This window comes from Synechococcus sp. H70.2, from assembly GCF_047462275.1.
Taxonomy (GTDB): domain Bacteria; phylum Cyanobacteriota; class Cyanobacteriia; order Thermostichales; family Thermostichaceae; genus Thermostichus.
In genome coordinates, this window is the sequence record NZ_JANSIU010000003.1 from 25,188 (window position 1) to 43,654 (window position 18,467).

The 18,467-nt window shown below is 59.7% G+C and carries 17 protein-coding genes and 1 pseudogene; 12 read left to right on the plus strand and 6 right to left on the minus strand.

What is annotated here, in order from left to right:
* Window positions 1-8 precede the first annotated feature (8 nt).
* The 3 genes and pseudogenes from NW822_RS03825 to NW822_RS03835 all read left to right on the plus strand — a co-directional run bounded on the left by NW822_RS03825 (window position 9) and on the right by NW822_RS03835 (window position 3,400).
* Window positions 9-788 (plus strand): annotated as a pseudogene (locus NW822_RS03825) (biotin synthase).
* 153 nt (window positions 789-941) lie between these two features.
* Entirely contained in the window at window positions 942-3,014 is a 2,073-nt protein-coding gene (locus tag NW822_RS03830; protein WP_414361263.1) for an ATP-binding protein, read from the plus strand.
* 116 nt (window positions 3,015-3,130) lie between these two features.
* Window positions 3,131-3,400, plus strand: coding sequence for a 2TM domain-containing protein (locus NW822_RS03835; RefSeq protein ID WP_414403584.1), 270 nt, complete (start codon window positions 3,131-3,133; stop codon window positions 3,398-3,400).
* Window positions 3,401-3,409: 9 nt separating this feature from the next.
* On the opposite strand, the gene NW822_RS03840 is transcribed toward NW822_RS03835, so the two are convergent.
* From NW822_RS03840 to petG, 3 genes are all read right to left on the minus strand, one after another.
* A complete protein-coding gene (locus NW822_RS03840) occupies window positions 3,410-4,447 on the minus strand; it encodes a hemolysin family protein (RefSeq protein WP_414361267.1) in 1,038 nt (345 codons plus the stop codon).
* A gap of 82 nt (window positions 4,448-4,529) precedes the next feature.
* A complete protein-coding gene (locus tag NW822_RS03845) occupies window positions 4,530-6,155 on the minus strand; it encodes a bifunctional pantoate--beta-alanine ligase/(d)CMP kinase (RefSeq protein WP_414403585.1) in 1,626 nt (541 codons plus the stop codon).
* A gap of 59 nt (window positions 6,156-6,214) precedes the next feature.
* Window positions 6,215-6,328: a cytochrome b6-f complex subunit V gene (gene petG, locus NW822_RS03850; protein WP_414361271.1), complete on the minus strand. Its 114-nt coding sequence runs from the start codon at window positions 6,326-6,328 to the stop codon at window positions 6,215-6,217.
* Between the two features lie 147 nt (window positions 6,329-6,475).
* Here petG and NW822_RS03855 point away from each other — a divergent pair, with 147 nt between their 5' ends.
* Window positions 6,476-7,870, plus strand: coding sequence for a 2-succinylbenzoate--CoA ligase (locus NW822_RS03855; RefSeq protein ID WP_414403586.1), 1,395 nt, complete (start codon window positions 6,476-6,478; stop codon window positions 7,868-7,870).
* Here the strand turns inward: NW822_RS03855 and NW822_RS03860 are convergent.
* On the minus strand, window positions 7,867-8,448 hold the full coding sequence (locus tag NW822_RS03860) for a DnaJ domain-containing protein (protein ID WP_414403587.1): 582 nt from the start codon (window positions 8,446-8,448) through the stop codon (window positions 7,867-7,869). The genes NW822_RS03855 and NW822_RS03860 overlap by 4 nt on opposite strands.
* 305 nt (window positions 8,449-8,753) lie before the next feature.
* On the opposite strand from NW822_RS03860, the gene NW822_RS03865 reads away from it, so the two are divergent.
* The 5 genes from NW822_RS03865 (at window position 8,754) to NW822_RS03885 (ending at window position 13,505) form a co-directional block, all read left to right on the plus strand.
* Window positions 8,754-9,509, plus strand: coding sequence for an ankyrin repeat domain-containing protein (locus NW822_RS03865; protein ID WP_414403588.1), 756 nt, complete (start codon window positions 8,754-8,756; stop codon window positions 9,507-9,509).
* 593 nt (window positions 9,510-10,102) lie between these two features.
* On the plus strand, window positions 10,103-10,453 hold the full coding sequence (locus NW822_RS03870; RefSeq protein WP_414403589.1) for a hypothetical protein: 351 nt from the start codon (window positions 10,103-10,105) through the stop codon (window positions 10,451-10,453).
* A gap of 194 nt (window positions 10,454-10,647) precedes the next feature.
* Window positions 10,648-11,466, plus strand: coding sequence for a hypothetical protein (locus NW822_RS03875; protein ID WP_414403590.1), 819 nt, complete (start codon window positions 10,648-10,650; stop codon window positions 11,464-11,466).
* A gap of 189 nt (window positions 11,467-11,655) precedes the next feature.
* Window positions 11,656-12,633, plus strand: a complete 978-nt coding sequence (locus tag NW822_RS03880) for a PspA/IM30 family protein (RefSeq protein ID WP_414403591.1) — start codon at window positions 11,656-11,658, stop codon at window positions 12,631-12,633.
* A gap of 452 nt (window positions 12,634-13,085) precedes the next feature.
* Window positions 13,086-13,505, plus strand: coding sequence for a hypothetical protein (locus NW822_RS03885; RefSeq protein WP_414361284.1), 420 nt, complete (start codon window positions 13,086-13,088; stop codon window positions 13,503-13,505).
* A 4-nt stretch (window positions 13,506-13,509) separates the two neighbouring features.
* Here NW822_RS03885 and mazG read toward each other — a convergent pair whose 3' ends face one another.
* On the minus strand, window positions 13,510-14,598 hold the full coding sequence (gene mazG / locus NW822_RS03890) for a nucleoside triphosphate pyrophosphohydrolase (protein ID WP_414361286.1): 1,089 nt from the start codon (window positions 14,596-14,598) through the stop codon (window positions 13,510-13,512).
* The gene (locus NW822_RS03895; RefSeq protein WP_414361287.1) at window positions 14,579-14,794 is read right to left on the minus strand and encodes a DUF2949 domain-containing protein; all 216 of its coding nucleotides are present in this window, start codon (window positions 14,792-14,794) and stop codon (window positions 14,579-14,581) included. The genes mazG and NW822_RS03895 overlap by 20 nt, the downstream gene beginning before the upstream one ends.
* A gap of 334 nt (window positions 14,795-15,128) precedes the next feature.
* Here NW822_RS03895 and NW822_RS03900 point away from each other — a divergent pair, with 334 nt between their 5' ends.
* The 3 genes from NW822_RS03900 to NW822_RS03910 all read left to right on the plus strand — a co-directional run bounded on the left by NW822_RS03900 (window position 15,129) and on the right by NW822_RS03910 (window position 18,453).
* Window positions 15,129-15,392 carry an NAD(P)H dehydrogenase assembly family protein gene (locus NW822_RS03900; RefSeq protein WP_414403592.1) on the plus strand — a complete coding sequence of 88 codons (264 nt, stop codon included), beginning with the start codon at window positions 15,129-15,131 and terminating at the stop codon, window positions 15,390-15,392.
* A gap of 113 nt (window positions 15,393-15,505) precedes the next feature.
* The gene (serA, locus tag NW822_RS03905) at window positions 15,506-17,089 is read left to right on the plus strand and encodes a phosphoglycerate dehydrogenase (RefSeq protein ID WP_414361527.1); all 1,584 of its coding nucleotides are present in this window, start codon (window positions 15,506-15,508) and stop codon (window positions 17,087-17,089) included.
* An 80-nt stretch (window positions 17,090-17,169) separates the two neighbouring features.
* Complete coding sequence (locus NW822_RS03910) at window positions 17,170-18,453, plus strand: bifunctional folylpolyglutamate synthase/dihydrofolate synthase (protein WP_414361290.1); 1,284 nt, start codon at window positions 17,170-17,172, stop codon at window positions 18,451-18,453.
* Window positions 18,454-18,467 lie beyond the last annotated feature (14 nt).

An 18,467-nucleotide genomic window follows, 5' to 3' on the forward strand; every position in this document is an offset into this window, starting at 1 on the left:
TTGCCGGCATGGCCACTGCTCCGGAGTACTATCGGCCGCTGCCGCAGCTGGTGTTCGAGGCGCAAGCGGTGCACCGACAGCACCACCCTCCCAACCGGGTTCAACTCTGCGCCTATTGCCCCCAAAGCGCCCGCTACTCGACAGGGATCGAGACCAACCCCTTGACCTTGCGGGGTTCGCTGCGCCAGCACGGCGCCACCCGGCTATGCATGGGCGCTGCTTGGCGGCCAGCCCCGAAAGGGAAGGCGTTTGAGCGGGTGCTGGAGAGGGTGCCCATGGTGCGCAAGCTGGGGATGGAAGCCTGTGTCACGTTGGGGAGGGTGTCAGCTGCTCAAGCGCAGCAGTTGGCGGCGGCAGGGTTGACAGCCTACAACCCCAATCTGGACCCCTCGCCGGAGTTCTACCCCCGCATATAGGATTGCCGGGAGACTCTGGCCCCTGTGGGGGTAGCCGGCCTGGAGAGCTGTGGCAGCATTGTCGGCCTTGGGGAAACCGACGAAGACCGCATCGCCCTGCTGTACATTTTGGCCAACCTGACGCCGCCGCCCACTTCGGTACCCATCAACGCGCTGGTGCCGGTGGCCGGCACGCCCCTGGGCCAGCTTCCCCCTCCCGATCCGCTGCTGCTGCCCATGGCCCAGATCCGGCTCTCGGCAGGGCGGAAAAACCTGTCCGAGAGCGCAGGCGCCAATTCCATCTTCACCGGCGAAAAGTTGTTGACTCCGGCCAATCCGGGCCAGGCTGCCGCTGCGGCTTTGCTCGAGAAGCTAGGCCTGCAGCCCCTCTAGAGGCATCTCCCCTTGCGCCTTCAGAATCCCTAGTTGGGGCTAGCACTGCCTCTTCTGTTGTAACAATCTTTTCAGAAAATCTAACCCTTTCTTAACCCTGTCGGCAGCCATGTCAAAATGGTGGCGACAGCGTTCTCCAGTTACGTCGGGTTCATGTCTCCTGTTAGCACTGCCGAGCCCCTTGCCAACGTCCAATCGCCTGAGTCAGCTTCTTCTCCTCCAGAGCCCTCACCGGGGGAGGCTGCGGAGCCGACAAGGGGAGGGGGCTTTTGGGGATCCCTGCGGCGCTGGTGGGCGCGCTGGAAACACAAGCTGCGCCTGGAGACCCAGTTGCTCTTTGTGGCCACCCTGGTAGTTTCCCTGGTGGTGAGCAGCTTCACCTTCTGGGCCATCAGCACTGTACAGCAGGATGCCCGCTTTAACGAGGCCCGCTTTGGCCGGGATCTGGGATTGCTGTTGGCAGCCAATGTCGCTCCCCTGATTGCCGAAGACCGCATCAGCGAAGTGGCCCAACTGTCGCGGCAATACTTTGAGAGCACCAGCAGCATCCGCTATTTGCTCTACGCCGACCCGGAGGGAAACATCTACTACGGGATCCCGTTTTCCAACCAGGAGGTGAAAACCTCCCTCAGCCTTACCCGCCGCATCCAACTGCCGGACAACCGCCCGCCTGCCGAGGGCCAGCCGCTGGTGCGCACCCACCTCACCCCTGCGGGGCGGGTGACGGACATTTTTGTGGGCATCTATCACCAGGGCCGTTTCCTGGGCACCCTAGCCCTGGGCATTAACCCCAACCCCGCCCTCGTGCGCTCCACGCAACTGGCGCGGGAGGTCTCGATTGGGGTGTTTTTGGCAGTGTGGGTTCTGGCCATTCTGGGAGCCGTGGTCAATGCCCTCACCATCACCTACCCCATCAAAGAACTGGTCAAGGGCGTCCAGGAGATTACCAAGGGCAACTTCAAGCAGCGCATTGACCTGCCCTTTGGGGGAGAGCTGGCCCAGCTGATTGACAGCTTTAACGAGATGGCGGAGCGGCTGCAGAGCTACGAAGAGCAGAACATCGAGGAACTGGCCGCCGCCAAGGCCAAGTTGGAGACGTTAGTTTTCTCTATCGTCGATGCTGCCATCTTGCTGGATGCCGAGTTTCGGATCCTCCTGCTCAACCCGGCTGCCTCTCGCATGTTCGGCTGGGAAGGGGAGCCTGTCTTGGGCAAGCCCTTGCTGGAGCTGTTGCCCGAGGATCTGCGGCAGCAACTGGCCCGCCCCCTGATGCAAATTGCCCGCGGGGATCAAGAGGCAGAGGAAATTCGCGTTAACCTCACCAGCCCTACCAAGCGGGTCATCCGCATCCTGCTGTCGCCGGTATCCGACCCGCGGCGGCAAAACCTCAAGGGGATTGTCATCACAGTGCAGGATATTACCCGCGAGGCAGAGCTCAACGAAGCCAAAGCCCAGTTCATCAGCAACATCAGCCACGAACTGCGCACCCCCCTCTTTAGCATCAAGTCGTTTATCGAGACCCTCTACGAGTACGGCGAGCAGATGTCGCCGGAGGAGCGGCTGGACTATCTGGAAATTGCCAACCGCGAGACTGACCGCCTCACTCGCCTAGTCAATGACGTCTTGGATTTGTCCCGCCTGGAGTCGGGCAAGCAGTATCACTTCGAGGGTGTCGATATCGCAGCGGTGATTGAGCAGACTCTACGCACCCACCACCTGCAGGCCCGCGACAAAGGGATCCTACTGCGCAAGTTCGTCGATCCAGAGCTGCCGCTGGTGTGGGGCAACTACGACCTTCTGTTGCAGGTAATGACCAACCTCTTGGGCAATGCCATCAAGTTCACCCCCTCTGGCGGCACGGTGACGGTGCATGCCCACCTGGTGGTGCGGCCGGATGGATCCCCTCAGGCAGTGCGGGTGGCAGTGGCCGACACAGGCATTGGCATTGCGCCCGAGGATCAAGAGCGGATTTTCGAGCGCTTTTTCCGGGTGGAGAACCGCGTCCACACCCTGGAGGGCACTGGCCTGGGCCTGGCCATTGTGCGCAACATCTTGGAGAAGCACCGAACCCGCATCTGTCTAGAAAGCAAGCTGGAACAGGGATCCACCTTCTGGTTTGACCTGCACCTGTACACCGAGGAGGGCCCCCTGGAGTTTGAGGACCAGCCAGCCGAGACGGATCCCCCCAGCTGCCGCTGGCGGGAGCGGCCCCACCCAACCTCTTAAACTTGGAAAGCAAACGCCGGGCAACCCAGCCAAGGCTGGGGTTAGGCCCCGAGCCGCAGCGATCCCTGTCCAGGGTTGTTCTACAGTAAAGAAGGTTTTAACTGCCCAGTTTTGCCATGCCACCTCGCTGGCCCCGCAAGCCCTCCCGTCGGGATCCTGAGTTTCGCAAGCTGGATGACCGTTACACCTACGCGGCCCATCTGGCGTTTTTTCTCTGCAGTGCCTCGGGACTGGTGTTTTTCCAGCAGTTGTACCGAGCCGATTGGCCGTGGCTGCTGCCTCTATTGGGCGGGTGGGGCCTGGGCGTAGGGATCCACAGCTTTTGGATCTTTTTTGTGGCCCGTTACCCCGCGGAAGCCAACCAAGACTCCACAGAAGCTGGCTAGCAGCCTCCCTTAGGGGGATCCAGGAGAGGAGGGGCGCTGCCGTCGTTGCCGCTGCAGCAGCAAAGGGGAGAGGTCGCTCTCGTCGTAGATATCCCCCACCAGCTCCTCTAAAATGTCCTCCAGGGTGATCAGGCCACTGGTGCCGCCAAATTCGTCCACCACAATCCCCAGGTGTTGGCGGGATCGCAGCATATCTTTAAGCAGCAGGCTAACGCGCTTGGTCTCAGGTACAAAGAAGGGCGGGGACATCGCCCGGGTTACTTTGACATTGCCTTCTTGCTCCAGGTGGCGCAGGGCCTGCTTGAGGTGAATGACACCGACGATCTCGTCTTTGGATTCTCCTTGCACAGGAATGCGGGAGTAGCCCGTCTCTAGGCAGAGTTTCACCACATCCTGCAGGGTTTTATCGTGGGAGATGGTTTCCATTTTTACTCTAGGCTTGGCCACATCCCGTGCTCGCAGCTCATCCAAAGCTAGGGCACCGCGGAACAGGCGCCGCTTCTGCCAATCCAGCAGCCCCCGCTGACCCAACACATCAATCAGCAGTTCCAAATCCTTGAGAGAAGTGGTAGCCGTCAGGGGAGAGAGCTCCAAGAGATGAAAAACTCTACCGACAAGCCACTCAAAGGCATGGGTAAAAGGGCGCAGCAGCACCGCTAGGGCATATACAGGCCGCACCACCCCGCGGAACACTGCCAGCGGATGGCTGACTGCCAAAGACTTGGGAGCCACTTCGCCCACCAAGAGCACCAGGATGGTGGTGGGCAGGGTGGCCACCAAGCCCCCCAGCTGGGATCCCAGCAGTTCAATGGAGATAGTAGTAGCCAGGGCAGCAATGCCAATGTTGACAAAGTTGTTCACCAGCAGCAAGGTTGTAATCAGCTGGGATCGCTGTTGCTGAACTAGCCGATAGAGCCCCTGCGGATCCCCCTGCTCCTCGATCAGGGACTCCAGGCGCAGGTTGTCCAGGGCGGTGATAGCTGTCTCGGCACCCGAGCAAAACGCTGAGACCAGAAGTAAGACGGCAAGGAGAAGTAGATTACCCATAGTGTTCCCGACTACCCAGCGCTGGAGGCGGGAATTTTACTCAAGCTATTTGGCCAGAGGGCATACCCCACCCCTTTCCGTCTTAACCTCTCGTATCGGGCTGATCTGAGCCGGCCTTTTCCAAAAGCTGCCGGTACAGCATCACAATCTTGCTTTCCACCTCGGCTTGGCTTAGGTGGTCTGTATCGATCAAAATGGCATCAGGGGCAGGCCGCAAAGGGGCAATCTGACGCTCACTGTCATAGCGATCCCGCTGCTCGATCTGGGCCTTGAGTTCCTCCAGGGACACTATCTGCCCTTGCGCCTGCAGCTGATGTTGTCGACGTTGCGCTCGCTCTCCCAGCGAGGCAGTCAAAAAGACTTTTAACTCAGCATCCGGAAAGACATAGGTGCCAATATCGCGCCCTTCCAGAACGGCTCCCCCCTCTTGACCCAGGAGACGCTGCTGCTTCACCAACTCCTGCCGCACGCCTGGCACTGCCGCCACTTGCGAAACCCAGCGGGTTACTTCGGGAGAGCGGATGGCCTGGGTAATTTCTTGGCCATTGGCCCAAATGCGGGTTGGTTCGTCAGCCGAGGGGCCACTTTGCAGAGTCAGTTGCGTTTGGGCAGCCAGTTGGGTGAGTTGCTCAGCATCGTCCAACGGGATCCCCCGCTGCAGCGCTAGCCAGGTGATAGCTCGATACATGGCCCCTGTATCCAAGTAGAGAAGCTGCAGCTGAGCAGCCACCGCTCGGGCCACGCTGGACTTACCAGCTCCTGCAGGGCCGTCAATGGCAATCAGGGGACGGCGCGCCTTTTTTGGAGAAGGCGGCACCGCTTCCCCTTCCTTCTGAGGCAGGGAATTGGCTTCGTCTCTAGACAAAAGCAGGTTGTCAATCAGGCGAGTTTGCCCGACATAGGCCGCAATTGCCAGGAGTCCCTTCTCTTTTACCTCCGGCAGCGGCTGGAGGGTTTGCGGATCCACCAGCTCCAGATATTGCACACGCAACTCAGGGGTGCCCTCCAGCTCAGCGCGAACTGCACCTAGGATCCCCTCGGCAGAGGGATCTCCCGCCTGCCAGTGCTCATAGCCCCGGCGCAAAGCGCGGTAGAGGCCAGTAGCTACCCGCCGTTCCTCGGCTGAGAGGTAGCGGTTGCGGGAGCTATAGGCAAGGCCATCCGCCTCGCGCACGGTAGGGCAGGCAACAATGGTGGTGGGAATCTGCAGGTCTTGAACCAGCCGCTGGATGATGGCCAGTTGCTGGGCATCCTTTTGGCCAAAATAAGCCCGCTGTGGCTGAACCAGATTTAGCAATTGCACCACTATGGTGGCTACCCCACGAAAGTGCCCTGGCCGGTGAGGAGCGCAGAGGGTTTGCAAAAGGGATTCGGGAGGGTTAACCCAAGTGCGATCCCTGGCGGCTGCGGGATCGGCTCTCATTTCTTGCGGGTCGGGGGCAAACACCACGTCCACGCCTGCTGCTTCACACAGAGCTCGATCTCCTTCCTCATCGCGGGGGTAGCGATCCCAGTCTTCGGTGGGGCCAAATTGCAGCGGGTTGACGAAGATGCTGACCACCGTGTGGTCACACTCCTGGCGGCAGCGGCGAATCAAGCTCAGATGCCCCTCGTGCAGGGCTCCCATCGTTGGCACAAGGCCAATGGTGGATCCCCGCCACTTGGCCAGCTGCTCTCGCAAAGCTGCCACCGTGCGCAGCCACTGCATTGCTATGCCACCTTCCCCCTTGGCCAATTTCCTCGCAGGACAAGGCCAACCTGCTGGACCTACAGCCCCATCTTATTGCTACGCTGGTACTGCCGGTAGGCCGACACAAATAAGCCTGCCAGGGTAACCAGAACCATCCCCAAAACGATCCCCAACAAAATGGGCTCGATCACAAACCGCACCTCCTACTACAAGCCTAGATCATGATAAGCCATGCCTCAAAAACTGCCGAGCTGGCTCGCCGGTACCCCTAGGCTGTAGCTGGCTGCCACAGCGTCCAGGCCGAGGCTTCCCCTGCCGCCTACCTGACCCCTGGAATCATGTCCTCCAACCTTTCTTGTCCCCCCAGCCTGAAGGAACGCCTTGCCAGTCTAGAAAAACACCTACGTCCTTTGGCTGAAAAGGCCGTTCCTCTGCTAGTGGCAGACTCGGATCCGCTGCAGGTGTGGGCCTTGGTTTTAGTCTGCCAGCGCCTGGGGATCCCTCTCTTCTTGGCCAATCCTCGCTGGGGAAAGCGGGAGTGGGGCCAAGCTTTAGCTGGCCTGGGATCCGCTTGGTGCTGGCGGCAAGGGCAGTTGCAGGAGGATCCTGCCTCCTCCAACCCCCAGCTGGAGCATTGGCAACAGCTCCTGCCCAGCGCCGACTGGCCGGTAATTGGGATCCCTACCGGTGGCTCTAGCGGTCAGGTGAAATGGGCGGTGCACTCCTGGCGTACCCTCAGCACCTCCGCCAGAGCCCACCAACAGCACTTCCGGGTGGAGTGTGTCCATAGCTATTGTGTCCTGCCCCTGTACCACGTCAGCGGCCTGATGCAGGCTGTTCGTTCTTGGCTAAGCGGCGGGCAGTGGATTGTCTGGGATTGGAAACGGCAACAGCAGGCCGAGGCTTGGGATCCCCCTTTGCCGGGAAGTTTCCTGTCGCTGGTGCCCACCCAGTTGCAACGGCTGCTGCTCAACGCCCAGCCAGGAGTCTTGGAGAGCCTGCGCCAGTTTCGCGCCATTCTGGTTGGCGGTGGCCCCACCTGGCCCAGTTTGCGGCAACAGGCCCGGCAGTTGCACTTGCCCCTAGCCCTCACCTACGGCATGACCGAAACCGCCTCCCAGGTATGTACGCTGCTGCCGGAAGCTTTCTTACAGGGCAGCGACAGTCTGGGCCGGCCCCTACCCCACGCCACTGTGGAGATCTGCGGCGAGAGAGGGGATCCCCTGGTAGGCCGCATCCACGTGTGGGCTGAGTCGCTGGCACTGGGCTACTACCCTCTCTCCAGCGAGGCAGATTCTCTAGGCCAATGGCAACAGCGGGGCTTCACCCCCGGCGATTGGGGCTATCTGGACTCGCAAGGCTGTCTCCACTGGCTGGGCCGCGCTGACGAGCTCATCCTGACTGGAGGGGAAAAGGTGATGGCCGCCGAGGTGGAGGGGGAAATCCGCGCCAGCGGCTGGGTGGAAGATGTCTGTGTGCTGGGCCTGCCCGATGAGGAGTGGGGACAGCAGGTGGTGGCGGTGGCTGTGCCCAGGGCTGGGATCTCTCTAAGCGGCAACGAGCTGGAGAAGCACCTAAAGCGGCACCTTGCGCAACAACTAAGCCCCTTCAAGCACCCCAAGCAATGGCTGTGGTGTAGCGGGATCCCCCGCAACGCCCAGGGCAAGGTCAACCGCCAGCGGCTCCGGCAGTGGGCGGCCCAGCAGTTGAAAGTTGCAGCCCCAGGCAGCTAGCTGGATCCCTCCTGGATGCCCAGACGGGCTAGATCTCGCCGGATTTCAAAGGCCAACTCCCGGTTATTTGGCTCTGTGGCCAAGGCCTTTCTCAGATAGGCTTCTGCCTGCCGGTGGCGCCCCTCTTGGATCAAATGGTTGCCAAAGCGTTGATAGGCCAAAGCTAAGATGTGGATGGCCTCGCCGGAGTTGGGAAAGCGTTTCAGGAGGGCTTCGGCCAGAGCCACTGCCGTGGGCAGCTTGGGCTCGCGCCAGGCGGCCTTAACGCGGGCAATTCCTGCCTCAAGGGAGTCCCGAGCCGGTGGTTCTGCTGAGGTGGAGCCTGACCCAGTGGTGCGCACAACCACCCGCCTTTCTCCTTTCCCAGGACTGGGTGGGGATTGTCGTTGGGCGTCGTAGCGCCGCCGCTCTTCAGGGTTGCTCAGCACTTGGTAGGCCCGATAGATCTGCTCAAATCGTTCTCGGGATCCCTCTCCTGCCACATCGGGGTGAAACTGCCGTGCCAACCGGCGAAAGGCTCGCTTGATATCTTCGCTATCTGCTTGGGGAGACAGGTTCAGAATCGCGTAGTAGTCCATGAGCGGTGGCAGAAGGGAACCTGGGCCAAAAGTCGGCTCCGACCCCTGACTCTGCCGCTGATCATAGCATGTCAACCCGGGCTGAACCAAGGGATCCTCTCGGCGCTAATGCAATTGAGATGCAAGCTTGTTGAGAATAGTTCTCATGGTCAAGGCTTGATGCTGCATTGACCCTGCTAGCTGAGCACCAAGAGGCCTCTTGCGTGCAGCTACTTCAGAGGCAGGGATCCAGTGCTAGACTTTGCCCAAGCTGTAAAGCCTAGACTTTGCCTATTCCTAACTTTAAGCTCTATTTCCCAGTAACTATGAGCGAAGTCCTGCACCGCGCCTTGGCCAATCAAGATCTGCAACAGTTGCTGGCTTACTTGCAGCAAGGGGCAGATGTGAATGCTCCCGATTGGCAGGGGGTTACCCCACTTCACAAAGCAGTACTCATCGGCAACCTGGAGTTGTTGGACTTGCTTTTGGCTTATGGCGCTTCTGTCCACTCGGTGGATTCCAGCGGGGCTACACCCCTCCATTTGGCTGCAGCCAGCGGCCAGGTGGAAGTGGTGGAGCGGCTTCTCCAGGCAGGCAGCGAGATCGATCTGCCAGATCGCCACGGATACACTCCTCTCCATCGGGCTGCCTTGGCCGACCAAGCAGAAGTTATCGGTCTGCTGATCCAAAAAGGGGCAAACGCTTGTAGAGTTCTCCACTGGGCTGCGGCTACGGGTAGGAAAAGCGTTCTAGCTCGCCTACTGTCCAAGGGAGCTCCAGTGGATGGAGCCGATGAAGCAGGGCGAACCCCTCTCCACGAGGCAGCCGCGCAAGGGCATTTGGGTATTGCTCGCTTTTTGATCCTGTACGGGGCCAATGTGAATGCCCGCAACCGCTTTGGAGCCACACCCATGCACTGGGCGGCTTGGGAAGGGCATGTTCCAATCCTAGAACTTTTGCTGCAGCATGGGGCCGAATTAAACCCCCGGAATCAGGAGGGACACACACCCTTAGCCTATGCGCAAAAGCGGCAGCACAGGCTAGCTGTTCAGTGGCTGCAAGACCGAGGCGCAACCCTTTAGTGTTCACGCCAAACAAAAACAAGAATCTGAAAGGGTGGTTGAGGGTGTAAAAGTGATCCCTAGCTCCCCTCTGGAGAGACGGGAAAAGGGGCTAGGGGTAAGAGCAAGGAATGCCTCAGTAAGGGATCCCTACTTCCTGGGAGACAGGAGATAAAGAGAGAAGACGTTCCGATCGCTTCGTCACGGTTAGCGTTCACGCCATCTAGTCACGCCGCTTCCGCTTGCTAGCCCGCCGACGCAAGCGCAATCACCCTCAACTGCTACCTCCTCCTTCAACACGGTGTTGGCGGCAAACCCCCCTCCCCTATCTTCAACTTTGAGGGGAAAGGGGATCCCTGCCAAACGCAGGATGGCCAGTTCCGCCGGCGCGGGATCCCCACTCTACCCAAGGCAAGAGAGGAAGACTGATGGATGGGACTCCACCCTGAGTGACAGTGTAGCGCTATTGAGATTAAGTTGCAATATATCCCCGGGACATAGCGGACCCTCTTTGACAGAGACTTGCATCAAACTGAGGGAGTCTGGTAGAGTGCTTAGCTAAAGTAGTTGGAAAAAATTTGCAGCTAGGTCTTTGCAGGTCGCGGAGGGTGAGCATGACATGGCAACGGGTGCAGTCAGGAGAGTGGTGTCGGCAGTTGGGGCAACTGGCGCCTCAGTGGTGGCTGGGGTGGAGTCCTGAGCAGGGCTTTCGGCTCTATCGCCAAGAGTCTCTACCTTCTCTGTCTGCTTTGCGGATTCGCTGTCAAGAGCGAGATGGCTGGCTGGATGTGTTTTTGGGAGAAGCGGAGCAGCATCCCCAGCGGCGGCACAGCCTCTTGGATGCAACGGCGCGGGTGGCTTTGCACTACTTGCCGGAGGATCTGGCCCAGCTGCGGTTTCTCCCGTGCCCGCACGAGCGCATTCCCCTGCAGCTTTGGCAGCACTTAACGCAGCAGCATAGCTGAGAACGGTTCCAAGGGTTCCCCTCTGCCACGGCAACAAGCCCTACTTTGCGCTTACCCAGCCAGGAGCCACAAGTTGCTCCGCCGCCTAGCCCCCTGCTGGGGTTTGCAGGCCCTCCTGGGCCTAGAAGCTAGCCTCCTCCTTTAGGAAGCTGGGAGTGCCATGATGGAGGGTAGTTACCCGCGCCTCTGCCTCCATGAGCACTGCCACTTTACCCCGTTATCGCTCTTCCCTGTCTCTGACCCGCACTTTGGCCGCCCTGGGTGGGGCATTGCTGTGTGGGATCCTGGTAGTGCGGCTCCAGCTGCCCATGGTGGAGCGGATCAACCTGGAGGCCATAGAAAATGCTGAGGTCCGCAAGAACCGCAACATCGCCCTGGCTAACACCCTGGGCTGGCTGGGCTACCGCAATCTGGGAGCTTCCTGGCTGTGGTTGGAGCTGATCCAGTACTACGGAGACGCTCCTGCCCGCGCCCAGACTGGCTATGGCCTTGCCTACGAGTACTTTGACCACATGCTGCGGCTGGATCCCTCTTTTTTCTTGGGCTACCGCTTGTCTAGCTTGGTGTTGGCCTATCAGGCCGGCCAGCCGGAAAAAGCTATTGAGATTTTGGATCGCGGCCTGCGGCAGTTCAATCCCCAGAACAATCCCGATGCCTGGAAACTCTACGTAGACCGCGCCTTGATCAATTTCATGTTTTTGGGGGATGCGGAAGCAGGTCGCAATGACTACTACCAAGCCGCAGCTTGGCGGGAACAGGTAGGCCTGCCGGGTGACGACTTTCGCCAGTTGGGGGACAACATTGCCCGCAGCCCTCTCAGTCGCCGTTCCCGCTTCGATGTCTGGCTGAGCGTGTTTAACGCCACCAGCGACCAAGACACCCGCTTGCTTGCCTTGGAGCAACTGGCGCAATTGGGCACAGTCCTGCGGACGCTGCCCACCGGAGAAATTGAAATTCTCCCGCCCCCCTTGCCCAATGGGATCGAGGAAGAGCCCTATCGCCTCCGCCTGTAAAATGCTGCTGCTCCCCCAAGTTAGTCAAAAGCCGGATCTTTGGGCAAGGAAAATTAACTTTTCTTATGCAGAAAAAGCACTCCCCCCAGCCCCGGGAAAAGCAGCTATCCTCGTAGCACCCTCTAGAGACGTCTTGGGGCTGGGGTTTGTTCCCAGAGTTTTTCTCGATTTCCTTAAGGAGTGACCCCCATGAGCTCAAAAACTTCCCTCCCGATGACGGCGGCTGCCCTTTCGAGCGGTTGGCTTGTCCTACCTGCAGCAGCCCAATCTCTTGAGACAGTGCGGGTGCGGTCGGTGGTCGATGGGGACACCTTCTGGGCAGACCTAAACGACAGGCCAACCCGTTTTCGTCTTGCCTATGTGGATGCGCCGGAGCTAACGCAGGGGCGGTGGGGGCGCCTCTCCCAGGAGGCTCTGCAAAAGCTGCTGCCGCCGGGATCCCTGGTGCAGGTAGACACCCTCTACATCACCCCAGAAGGGCTGCACATTGCCGAAGTGTACAACGCCGACGGCCTAGTGAACTTGGAGATGTTGCGCCAGGGGCAGGCAGTGGTTTACGAGCGCTTTTTGCAGGGGGACAGCCGGGAGCGCTACCTGGAAGCTCAAGGGGTCGCGCAGGCGGCACGCCGGGGTTTTTGGCAGCAAAACCAGCCGGTGATGCCGTGGGAGTTTCGAGAAGCGGCACTGCAAGTCTCAGCTTTTGCAGGACCTCAGGTTTTGGATGGGTCTTTCCTGCGGGAAAACCCAGCGGCAGCAGCGGGTGTGGGTATTGCCACAGTGGTGGTGATGGTAGGGCTGAGCAAGCTGCTGTGGAAAAAGCCCAGCCAAGAGAGGGTAAGCCTCCGGCAGCTGGAGCGGGATCTCAAACAGTTGCAGCGCAGCCTAACCACAACTCTGGCCAGCCGCAAGCAACTGGAACGGAAGTACAGTCAACTGCTGCAAAAGGCAGAAGAGTGGTTTGTCAGAGCCCAAGAGGCTACCCAACACAATCAGGACGAGCTGGCACGCCAGGCTTTGGTGCAGCGCAACCAACACCTAAGTGCAGCAGAGGCCGTTCGCCACTCCCTAGAGCAGGTGGAAGCCCAGGTAGTAGCCCTTCGCGAGGGCATTTCCCGCCTGGAAAGCCAGATAGCAATAGCCAAGCTGGAACGGGAGAGGAACACCTAAGCCAGAGGGGCAGCAGGGAGACCTTCGCCCGGGCCGCTGCCCTGTAGACCCAACTGAGGCCATACCCGCTCGAGAATCCGCCCTTGTCGAGCAAGCCAGGCAAGCAGGGGCAGTGTCCTAGCGGGAAGCGCTGGGGGTTGCCCTCTCAAGCGGGTCTGCGCATTGGCGAAACGGTTGTTAGGGATCCCCGCACCCAGAGGCTCAGGTTGCAGCCTATCTGGGGGGGCAGCAGTTGCCTAGATTGGGATCAAGGCGACTGCGGAGCCCACAACCGGCTCAACCCAGGGGCAAGGTTAGACTGGGAAAAAGAACTGCTGCTGCGGCCAGACGGGGTCTAGCTTTATCGCAGCGTGGAGTACAACGGGGGAGCAATGGCCTTCTTTGCTTGCTGTTCTTCTTTCCCTCGGCGTTGGGGAAGAGCGCCACAAAACTGGGGAAGCTGGGCAGGACTGTTGCTCCTGGCTCTGCAGCTTGGGCAGTCTGCAGCAGCTCAAGAGACCCAAGTTTGGATTGGCACTGGCCAGATCTTGAGTGGTCAAGGACAGGGAGCAACGGTGCAACTGGTTCTGGAAACAGGGGGCGGACGGATTTGGAGCCAATCAGGGCCGGCTTTAGATGCACCCTTTTCTGGGGAACAGACTTCGGTTACCAGTGGTGATGGCACTTGGCAAATCCAACCCCAGGGGAACCAGTTGTTGGTGACCTTTTACCGTGGCGAGCAGATCATCCGCTGGCGACTCCACCCTGTTGACAAGGCGCCAACTTCTTCCTCTTGGCCACCTTCCTCTGCGAGTGGCGAAACTGCCCAACCCGTAGCTCTGCCTGTGCAAGAGCTAGTGGTTCCTGTCCTAGAGTTGCCCCGCCATCCCTAGAGGATCAGGGGTGGTCTTGCTTGGCTTGCTGCCAGAGCCTCTCTAGCTCTTGCAGGGTGCGTCCTTTGAGGGGGAAGTCTTGGGCAGGCAGCTCTGATTCTGCCTGTTGCCGCGCCAGCTCTTCCAGGCGCAAAAAACGGCGGGCAAAGCGCAGATTGGTCTGCGTTAGCGCCTGGACAGCATCCAGCCCATACCAGCACCCCAAGGTAACTAGGGCAAACAGCAGATCTCCCAGCTCTGCTTCCTGGCGGGCCCGGTCGGGGGGATCGCGCTCCAGCTCTTGGCGCAGCTCGGCCTCTTCCTCGCGGATCTTGGCCCAGATCCCTTCTTCTCTTGGCCACTCCACTCCTGAGGCCACCACCTTTTGGGAAATTTTCAAGGCGGCCATCAGGGGAGGCAGAGTTTCAGCGTAGTGCAGCAGTTTTTGACCAAGGGTTTGCTGCGGCTGCTCTTGCTGCTTGATGTCTTCCCAAAGGCGGTGCAACTGGGAAAGGTCAAAACTCTCTGGCTGTAGGGTCTCCCCAAACACATGGGGGTGACGGCGGATTAGCTTGTCGGCAATCCGCGCTGCCACGGTTTCCAGGTTGAAATGGTTTCGCTCTGCAAAGATCTGGGATTGCAACACCACCTGCAACAGCAGGTCCCCTAGCTCTTCGGCAATAGCGGCTGGATCCCCGGCTCGAATGGCCGCCACAGTCTCGTAGGCTTCTTCAAGAATGTAGGGAGTAAGCGATTCAGGGGTCTGGGCGCGATCCCAGGGGCAGCCGCTGGGGGAACGTAGCCGGGCTACAATTGCTGCTAGACGGCTGAGGTGCTGGGCAGACTCAGCACGCTCTAGATAGAGATGGGCAAAAGGGCCCGTTTTTTCTGGCTCCCAGCTCTGCAGCGTCAGCGGACCGGCCACTACCTCCAAGTCTGCGGTCAGCAAAGTCAAAGATTGAGCAGGGGCACAGACCTGCCGTAACCCACAAACCAGCTCTGCCACTTCCTTGCTTCCGCAATTTTTTAGCAGCAGGGATCCCTGCCCCACCGCCGACCAGCGGGCCAGCTCCTGTTGCCAGTTGGACTGCAGGCTATCCAGCGTTTGCAGCATGGTCGTAGAGGCGGCCCAGATCCAAAAGCCGCCTAAGCTGGTCGAGATCGATAAAGCTCAGTTCCAAAAGAATCATCAGCAGCGGCCCCTGCTGGCGGCGCTGCAGTTTTTTGGCCAAACTTAGTTGCGAGCGGTCGACAATGCCCGCTTCCAAGAGGTATTCTTCCAAAGCCGGAGGAGGAATGGGATCTAGCATAGGCACTTCAGGATCCTGAGAAGGACAGCTGGAAAAACTAAGAAAATGGCCAGCCGCTGTAACCATTCTTAACACTCCTACTGGATTTGTGCAAAGAGAGGAGGTAGGCCAAGGGTGAGCCACTGCCAGCTCTCCCAAGGGGCAGCTGGTTGTCTGTCTCCAAGAGTGAATGCGATGGAGGTCAAAATAATAGCAAGTCTGCTGGCGATTGACAGCAGCTGGGGAAGCCGCGGTGCTTTCCAGCTTTGGCGCAGTTTCTGGTTCTGCGGTGAGGCAGCCCAAGCTCCGCTAGGCTGAAAGTAGGTATAGCGTTACTCGCTGGGGGATTTTTGCTATGGCTAAACCTCAAGAGTTGCTGCCGGTGGGGACAAGGGTTGAGGTGGTGGAGATACCTCCCTATTTGAAAACGGCCGATCCGGTGCCGAGGTTGCGCCCAGCTCATTTAATTCAGCTGCACGAGCAAGGGGTGATCCGGCAGCGGCGGATGTTGGGCACCTACTGTGTGCAGTTTGCCAGCGGCCTCTTTTTGATTGAGGGCAAATATCTTCGCCCTCTAGGAGCTGCAGGTCTTGAGAGTGGCGGCAGACTTCCGCGGTAGAGTAAAGTTGCTGGCTGGCGTTGGGTCAGAACTTGGCTCGGCGGCGGGATCCAAGCCAGCTTGTGGCATTGGCTTTTCTGCTGCTGCCCTTCACCATTAGGCTAGCGTTGCGTATGCCCAGAGTTATCGTCACCGATCCCATTGATCAGGCGGGAATTGACATCCTCTCCCAGGTAGCTCAGGTGGATGTGCGAACCAACCTTACCCCTGAGGAGCTGATTGCGGTGATCCCCAACTACGAGGCCATTGTGGTGCGCTCCAGCACGCGGGTTACCCGGGAGGTGATTGAGGCAGGGAAGAACCTGAAAATCATTGGCCGGGCAGGGGTAGGGGTGGACAACATCGACGTGGCTGCTGCCACCAAGGCCGGGATCCTAGTGGTCAACTCCCCTGAGGGCAATACCATTGCTGCCGCCGAGCACACTATTGCCTTGATGATGGCCCTCTCGCGCCACATTGCCGATGCCAATGCCTCCCTGAAAGCGGGCCAATGGAAGCGGCAGGAGTTTGTGGGGGTAGAGGTTTACAAAAAGACCCTGGGTATCGTTGGCCTAGGCCGGATTGGCTCCCATGTAGCCCAGATTGCTAAAGCAATGGGGATGCGGCTTTTGGCCTACGATCCCTATATTTCCGTCGAGCGGGCGGAGCAACTGGGGGTGCGCCTGGTCGATTTCACCACCCTGGTGCAGGAGTCAGACTACATTACCTTGCATGTTCCCAAGACCCCTGAGACCACTAACCTGTTTAACGCTGAAACCTTCCGCCTGATGAAGCCGACCGCCCGGCTGATTAACTGTGCACGTGGTGGCCTGGTGGATGAGCAGGCTCTTTACGAAGCCCTCAAATCTGGCCAAATTGCCGGAGCGGCCCTAGATGTGTTTGCTGAAGAGCCCCTTAGCAAAGATTCACCTCTGCTTTCCTTGGGCAAAGAGATCTTGCTGACCCCTCACCTGGGGGCCTCCACTGAGGAGGCGCAGATTAATGTGGCCATTGATGTGGCCGAGCAGATCCGCGATGTGTTGTTGGGGCTGCCTGCTCGTTCTGCTGTGAACATTCCCGGCCTGCAGGCGGAGGTGCTGCAAAACCTCAAGCCCTACCTCGAGTTAGCTGAAACGCTGGGCAACCTGGTGGGTCAGTTAGCGGGGGATCGGGTTAGCCAGTTGGAGATCCGCCTGCAGGGATCCCTGGCTGAGAAAGACAGCCGGCCAATTGTCATCGCCGCACTCAAGGGGCTCTTGACGCTAGCTTTGCGGGAGCGGGTTAACTACGTCAACGCTTCCATTGAGGCCAAGGAGCGGGGCATTCGCGTAGTGGAAACCCGGGATCCCTCGGTAAGGGATTACTCCGGCTCCCTGACCTTGATTGCCCACGGCCCCAACGGGGTGCGTTCGGTTTCAGGGGCCCTCATTGGGGAGCGGGAGGTACGCATTACCCAGATCGACGAGTTCCCAGTCAATGTGCCGCCTTCGGCCAACATGCTCATGACGTTGCACCGAGATATGCCGGGGATCATCGGCCGGATTGGCACCCTGCTGGGAGCCTACAACGTTAACATCGCCAGCATGCAGGTGGGCCGCAAGATCATCCGCGGCGATGCGGTGATGGTGCTCAGCCTAGATGATCCCCTGCCGGATGGACTCCTAGAAGAGGTGCTCAAGCAGCCGGGCATTCGTGACGCTTTTGTGGTGAACCTCTAGCAATCCCCAAGCCCCGCTTTTCCTAGCTAGCAAGACGGAGGGTTGGCTTGAGCCAAAGTGAGTTGTCCCTAAGGCCTCAGATGATCTCCGACTGGAGTTGGCCGGCCTTTTTGGAGTCACTAGGCCGGTTTGGTGTAGATCTCAGTCTGGAGCGCATGCAGGTTTTGCTGCAGCGGCTGGGCCAGCCGCAGGCGGGGATCCCGGCCATCCACGTGGCTGGCACCAATGGCAAGGGCTCCGTCTGTGCCTGGGTTAGCCACGTGCTGTGGGCGGCAGGCTACCGGGTGGGCCGCTACACCTCTCCCCATTTGGTGGATTGGCGCGAGCGGATCTGGCTCAATGGGGAGTACATTTCCGCCAACGACTGGAGCCAAGCCTTGGCCCAAGTGCGGGACTGTCTGCAAACCTATGCTCCTGGCGAGGCTTCTCCAACGCAGTTTGAGGCCATCACTGCTGCTGCCTGGCTATACTTCCGCCAGCAAAAGGTGGAGGTGGCCGTGATGGAGGTGGGCCTCGGGGGGCGACTGGATGCCACCAACGCTGGAATCAAGTCGGTGGTAACCGCCATTACCTCCATTGGCTGGGATCATTGGCAACGCCTGGGCAATAGCCTAGAGCAGATTGCCGCCGAAAAGGCCGGCATCCTCAAGCCAGGGATCCCCGTGGTGTGCGCGCCCCAACCCCCCGAGGTGATGGCTGTCATCCAGGCCAAGGCAGCGCAGCTGGGCAGTCCCCTGCGAGTGGTGGAGCCCCTGCAGTGGTCCGGTCCTCAGACTGTCCGCTGGCGGGATCAGGTGCTGACCCTGCCCCTTGCCGGCGAGGTACAACTGATCAATGGGGCGGTAGCCCTGGCCGTTGTGGAGACCCTGCAGGAACAAGGCTGGCGGATCCCCGATGTTGCTGTCAAAGAAGGATTTGCCCTCACCCGTTGGCCGGGTCGCCTCCAGCGGGTGCAGATTGGATCCCGCCAGCTGCTCCTGGATGGAGCCCATAATTTGCCAGCCGCCCAAGCCCTGCGCCGCTACCTAGACCAGCATCAGCCCGGCCCCCTCACCTGGTACATGGGCATTCTCACGACTAAAGATGTCAAGGGTATTCTTGCTGCCCTGCTGCGACCGGGGGATCGCTTTTGGGCCCTGCCCATCCTTGGCCATGCAGGAACGGATCCCCAAGAATTGGCCCACCTCGCCCAGACCCTCCAGCCCCATCTCCGCCTTGCCCAGGCCCTGCCAGATCTTGCTGCTTTGCAAGCCCAGTTGCAGCAGCCTGCTGAGCCTGGGGAGCCGCCTGGGGTAATTTGCGGCTCCCTGTACCTCTTGGGCCAGGTGATGCAAGCTTGCCTGGGATGGGAGCTAGCCGGCTGAGATCCCTGCAACCC

Bases quoted from the DNA above. Each gene is read 5' to 3' on its own strand.
- NW822_RS03830 (WP_414361263.1), top strand. From the start codon at position 942: ATGTCTCCTGTTAGCACTGCCGAGCCCCTTGCCAACGTCCAATCGCCT.
- NW822_RS03835 (WP_414403584.1), top strand. From the start codon at position 3,131: ATGCCACCTCGCTGGCCCCGCAAGCCCTCCCGTCGGGATCCTGAGTTT.
- NW822_RS03840 (WP_414361267.1), bottom strand. From the start codon at position 4,447: ATGGGTAATCTACTTCTCCTTGCCGTCTTACTTCTGGTCTCAGCGTTT.
- NW822_RS03845 (WP_414403585.1), bottom strand. From the start codon at position 6,155: ATGCAGTGGCTGCGCACGGTGGCAGCTTTGCGAGAGCAGCTGGCCAAG.
- NW822_RS03855 (WP_414403586.1), top strand. From the start codon at position 6,476: ATGTCCTCCAACCTTTCTTGTCCCCCCAGCCTGAAGGAACGCCTTGCC.
- NW822_RS03860 (WP_414403587.1), bottom strand. From the start codon at position 8,448: ATGGACTACTACGCGATTCTGAACCTGTCTCCCCAAGCAGATAGCGAA.
- NW822_RS03865 (WP_414403588.1), top strand. From the start codon at position 8,754: ATGAGCGAAGTCCTGCACCGCGCCTTGGCCAATCAAGATCTGCAACAG.
- NW822_RS03870 (WP_414403589.1), top strand. From the start codon at position 10,103: ATGACATGGCAACGGGTGCAGTCAGGAGAGTGGTGTCGGCAGTTGGGG.
- NW822_RS03875 (WP_414403590.1), top strand. From the start codon at position 10,648: ATGAGCACTGCCACTTTACCCCGTTATCGCTCTTCCCTGTCTCTGACC.
- NW822_RS03880 (WP_414403591.1), top strand. From the start codon at position 11,656: ATGAGCTCAAAAACTTCCCTCCCGATGACGGCGGCTGCCCTTTCGAGC.
- mazG (WP_414361286.1), bottom strand. From the start codon at position 14,598: ATGCTGCAAACGCTGGATAGCCTGCAGTCCAACTGGCAACAGGAGCTG.
- NW822_RS03895 (WP_414361287.1), bottom strand. From the start codon at position 14,794: ATGCTAGATCCCATTCCTCCTCCGGCTTTGGAAGAATACCTCTTGGAA.
- NW822_RS03900 (WP_414403592.1), top strand. From the start codon at position 15,129: ATGGCTAAACCTCAAGAGTTGCTGCCGGTGGGGACAAGGGTTGAGGTG.
- serA (WP_414361527.1), top strand. From the start codon at position 15,506: ATGCCCAGAGTTATCGTCACCGATCCCATTGATCAGGCGGGAATTGAC.
- NW822_RS03910 (WP_414361290.1), top strand. From the start codon at position 17,170: ATGATCTCCGACTGGAGTTGGCCGGCCTTTTTGGAGTCACTAGGCCGG.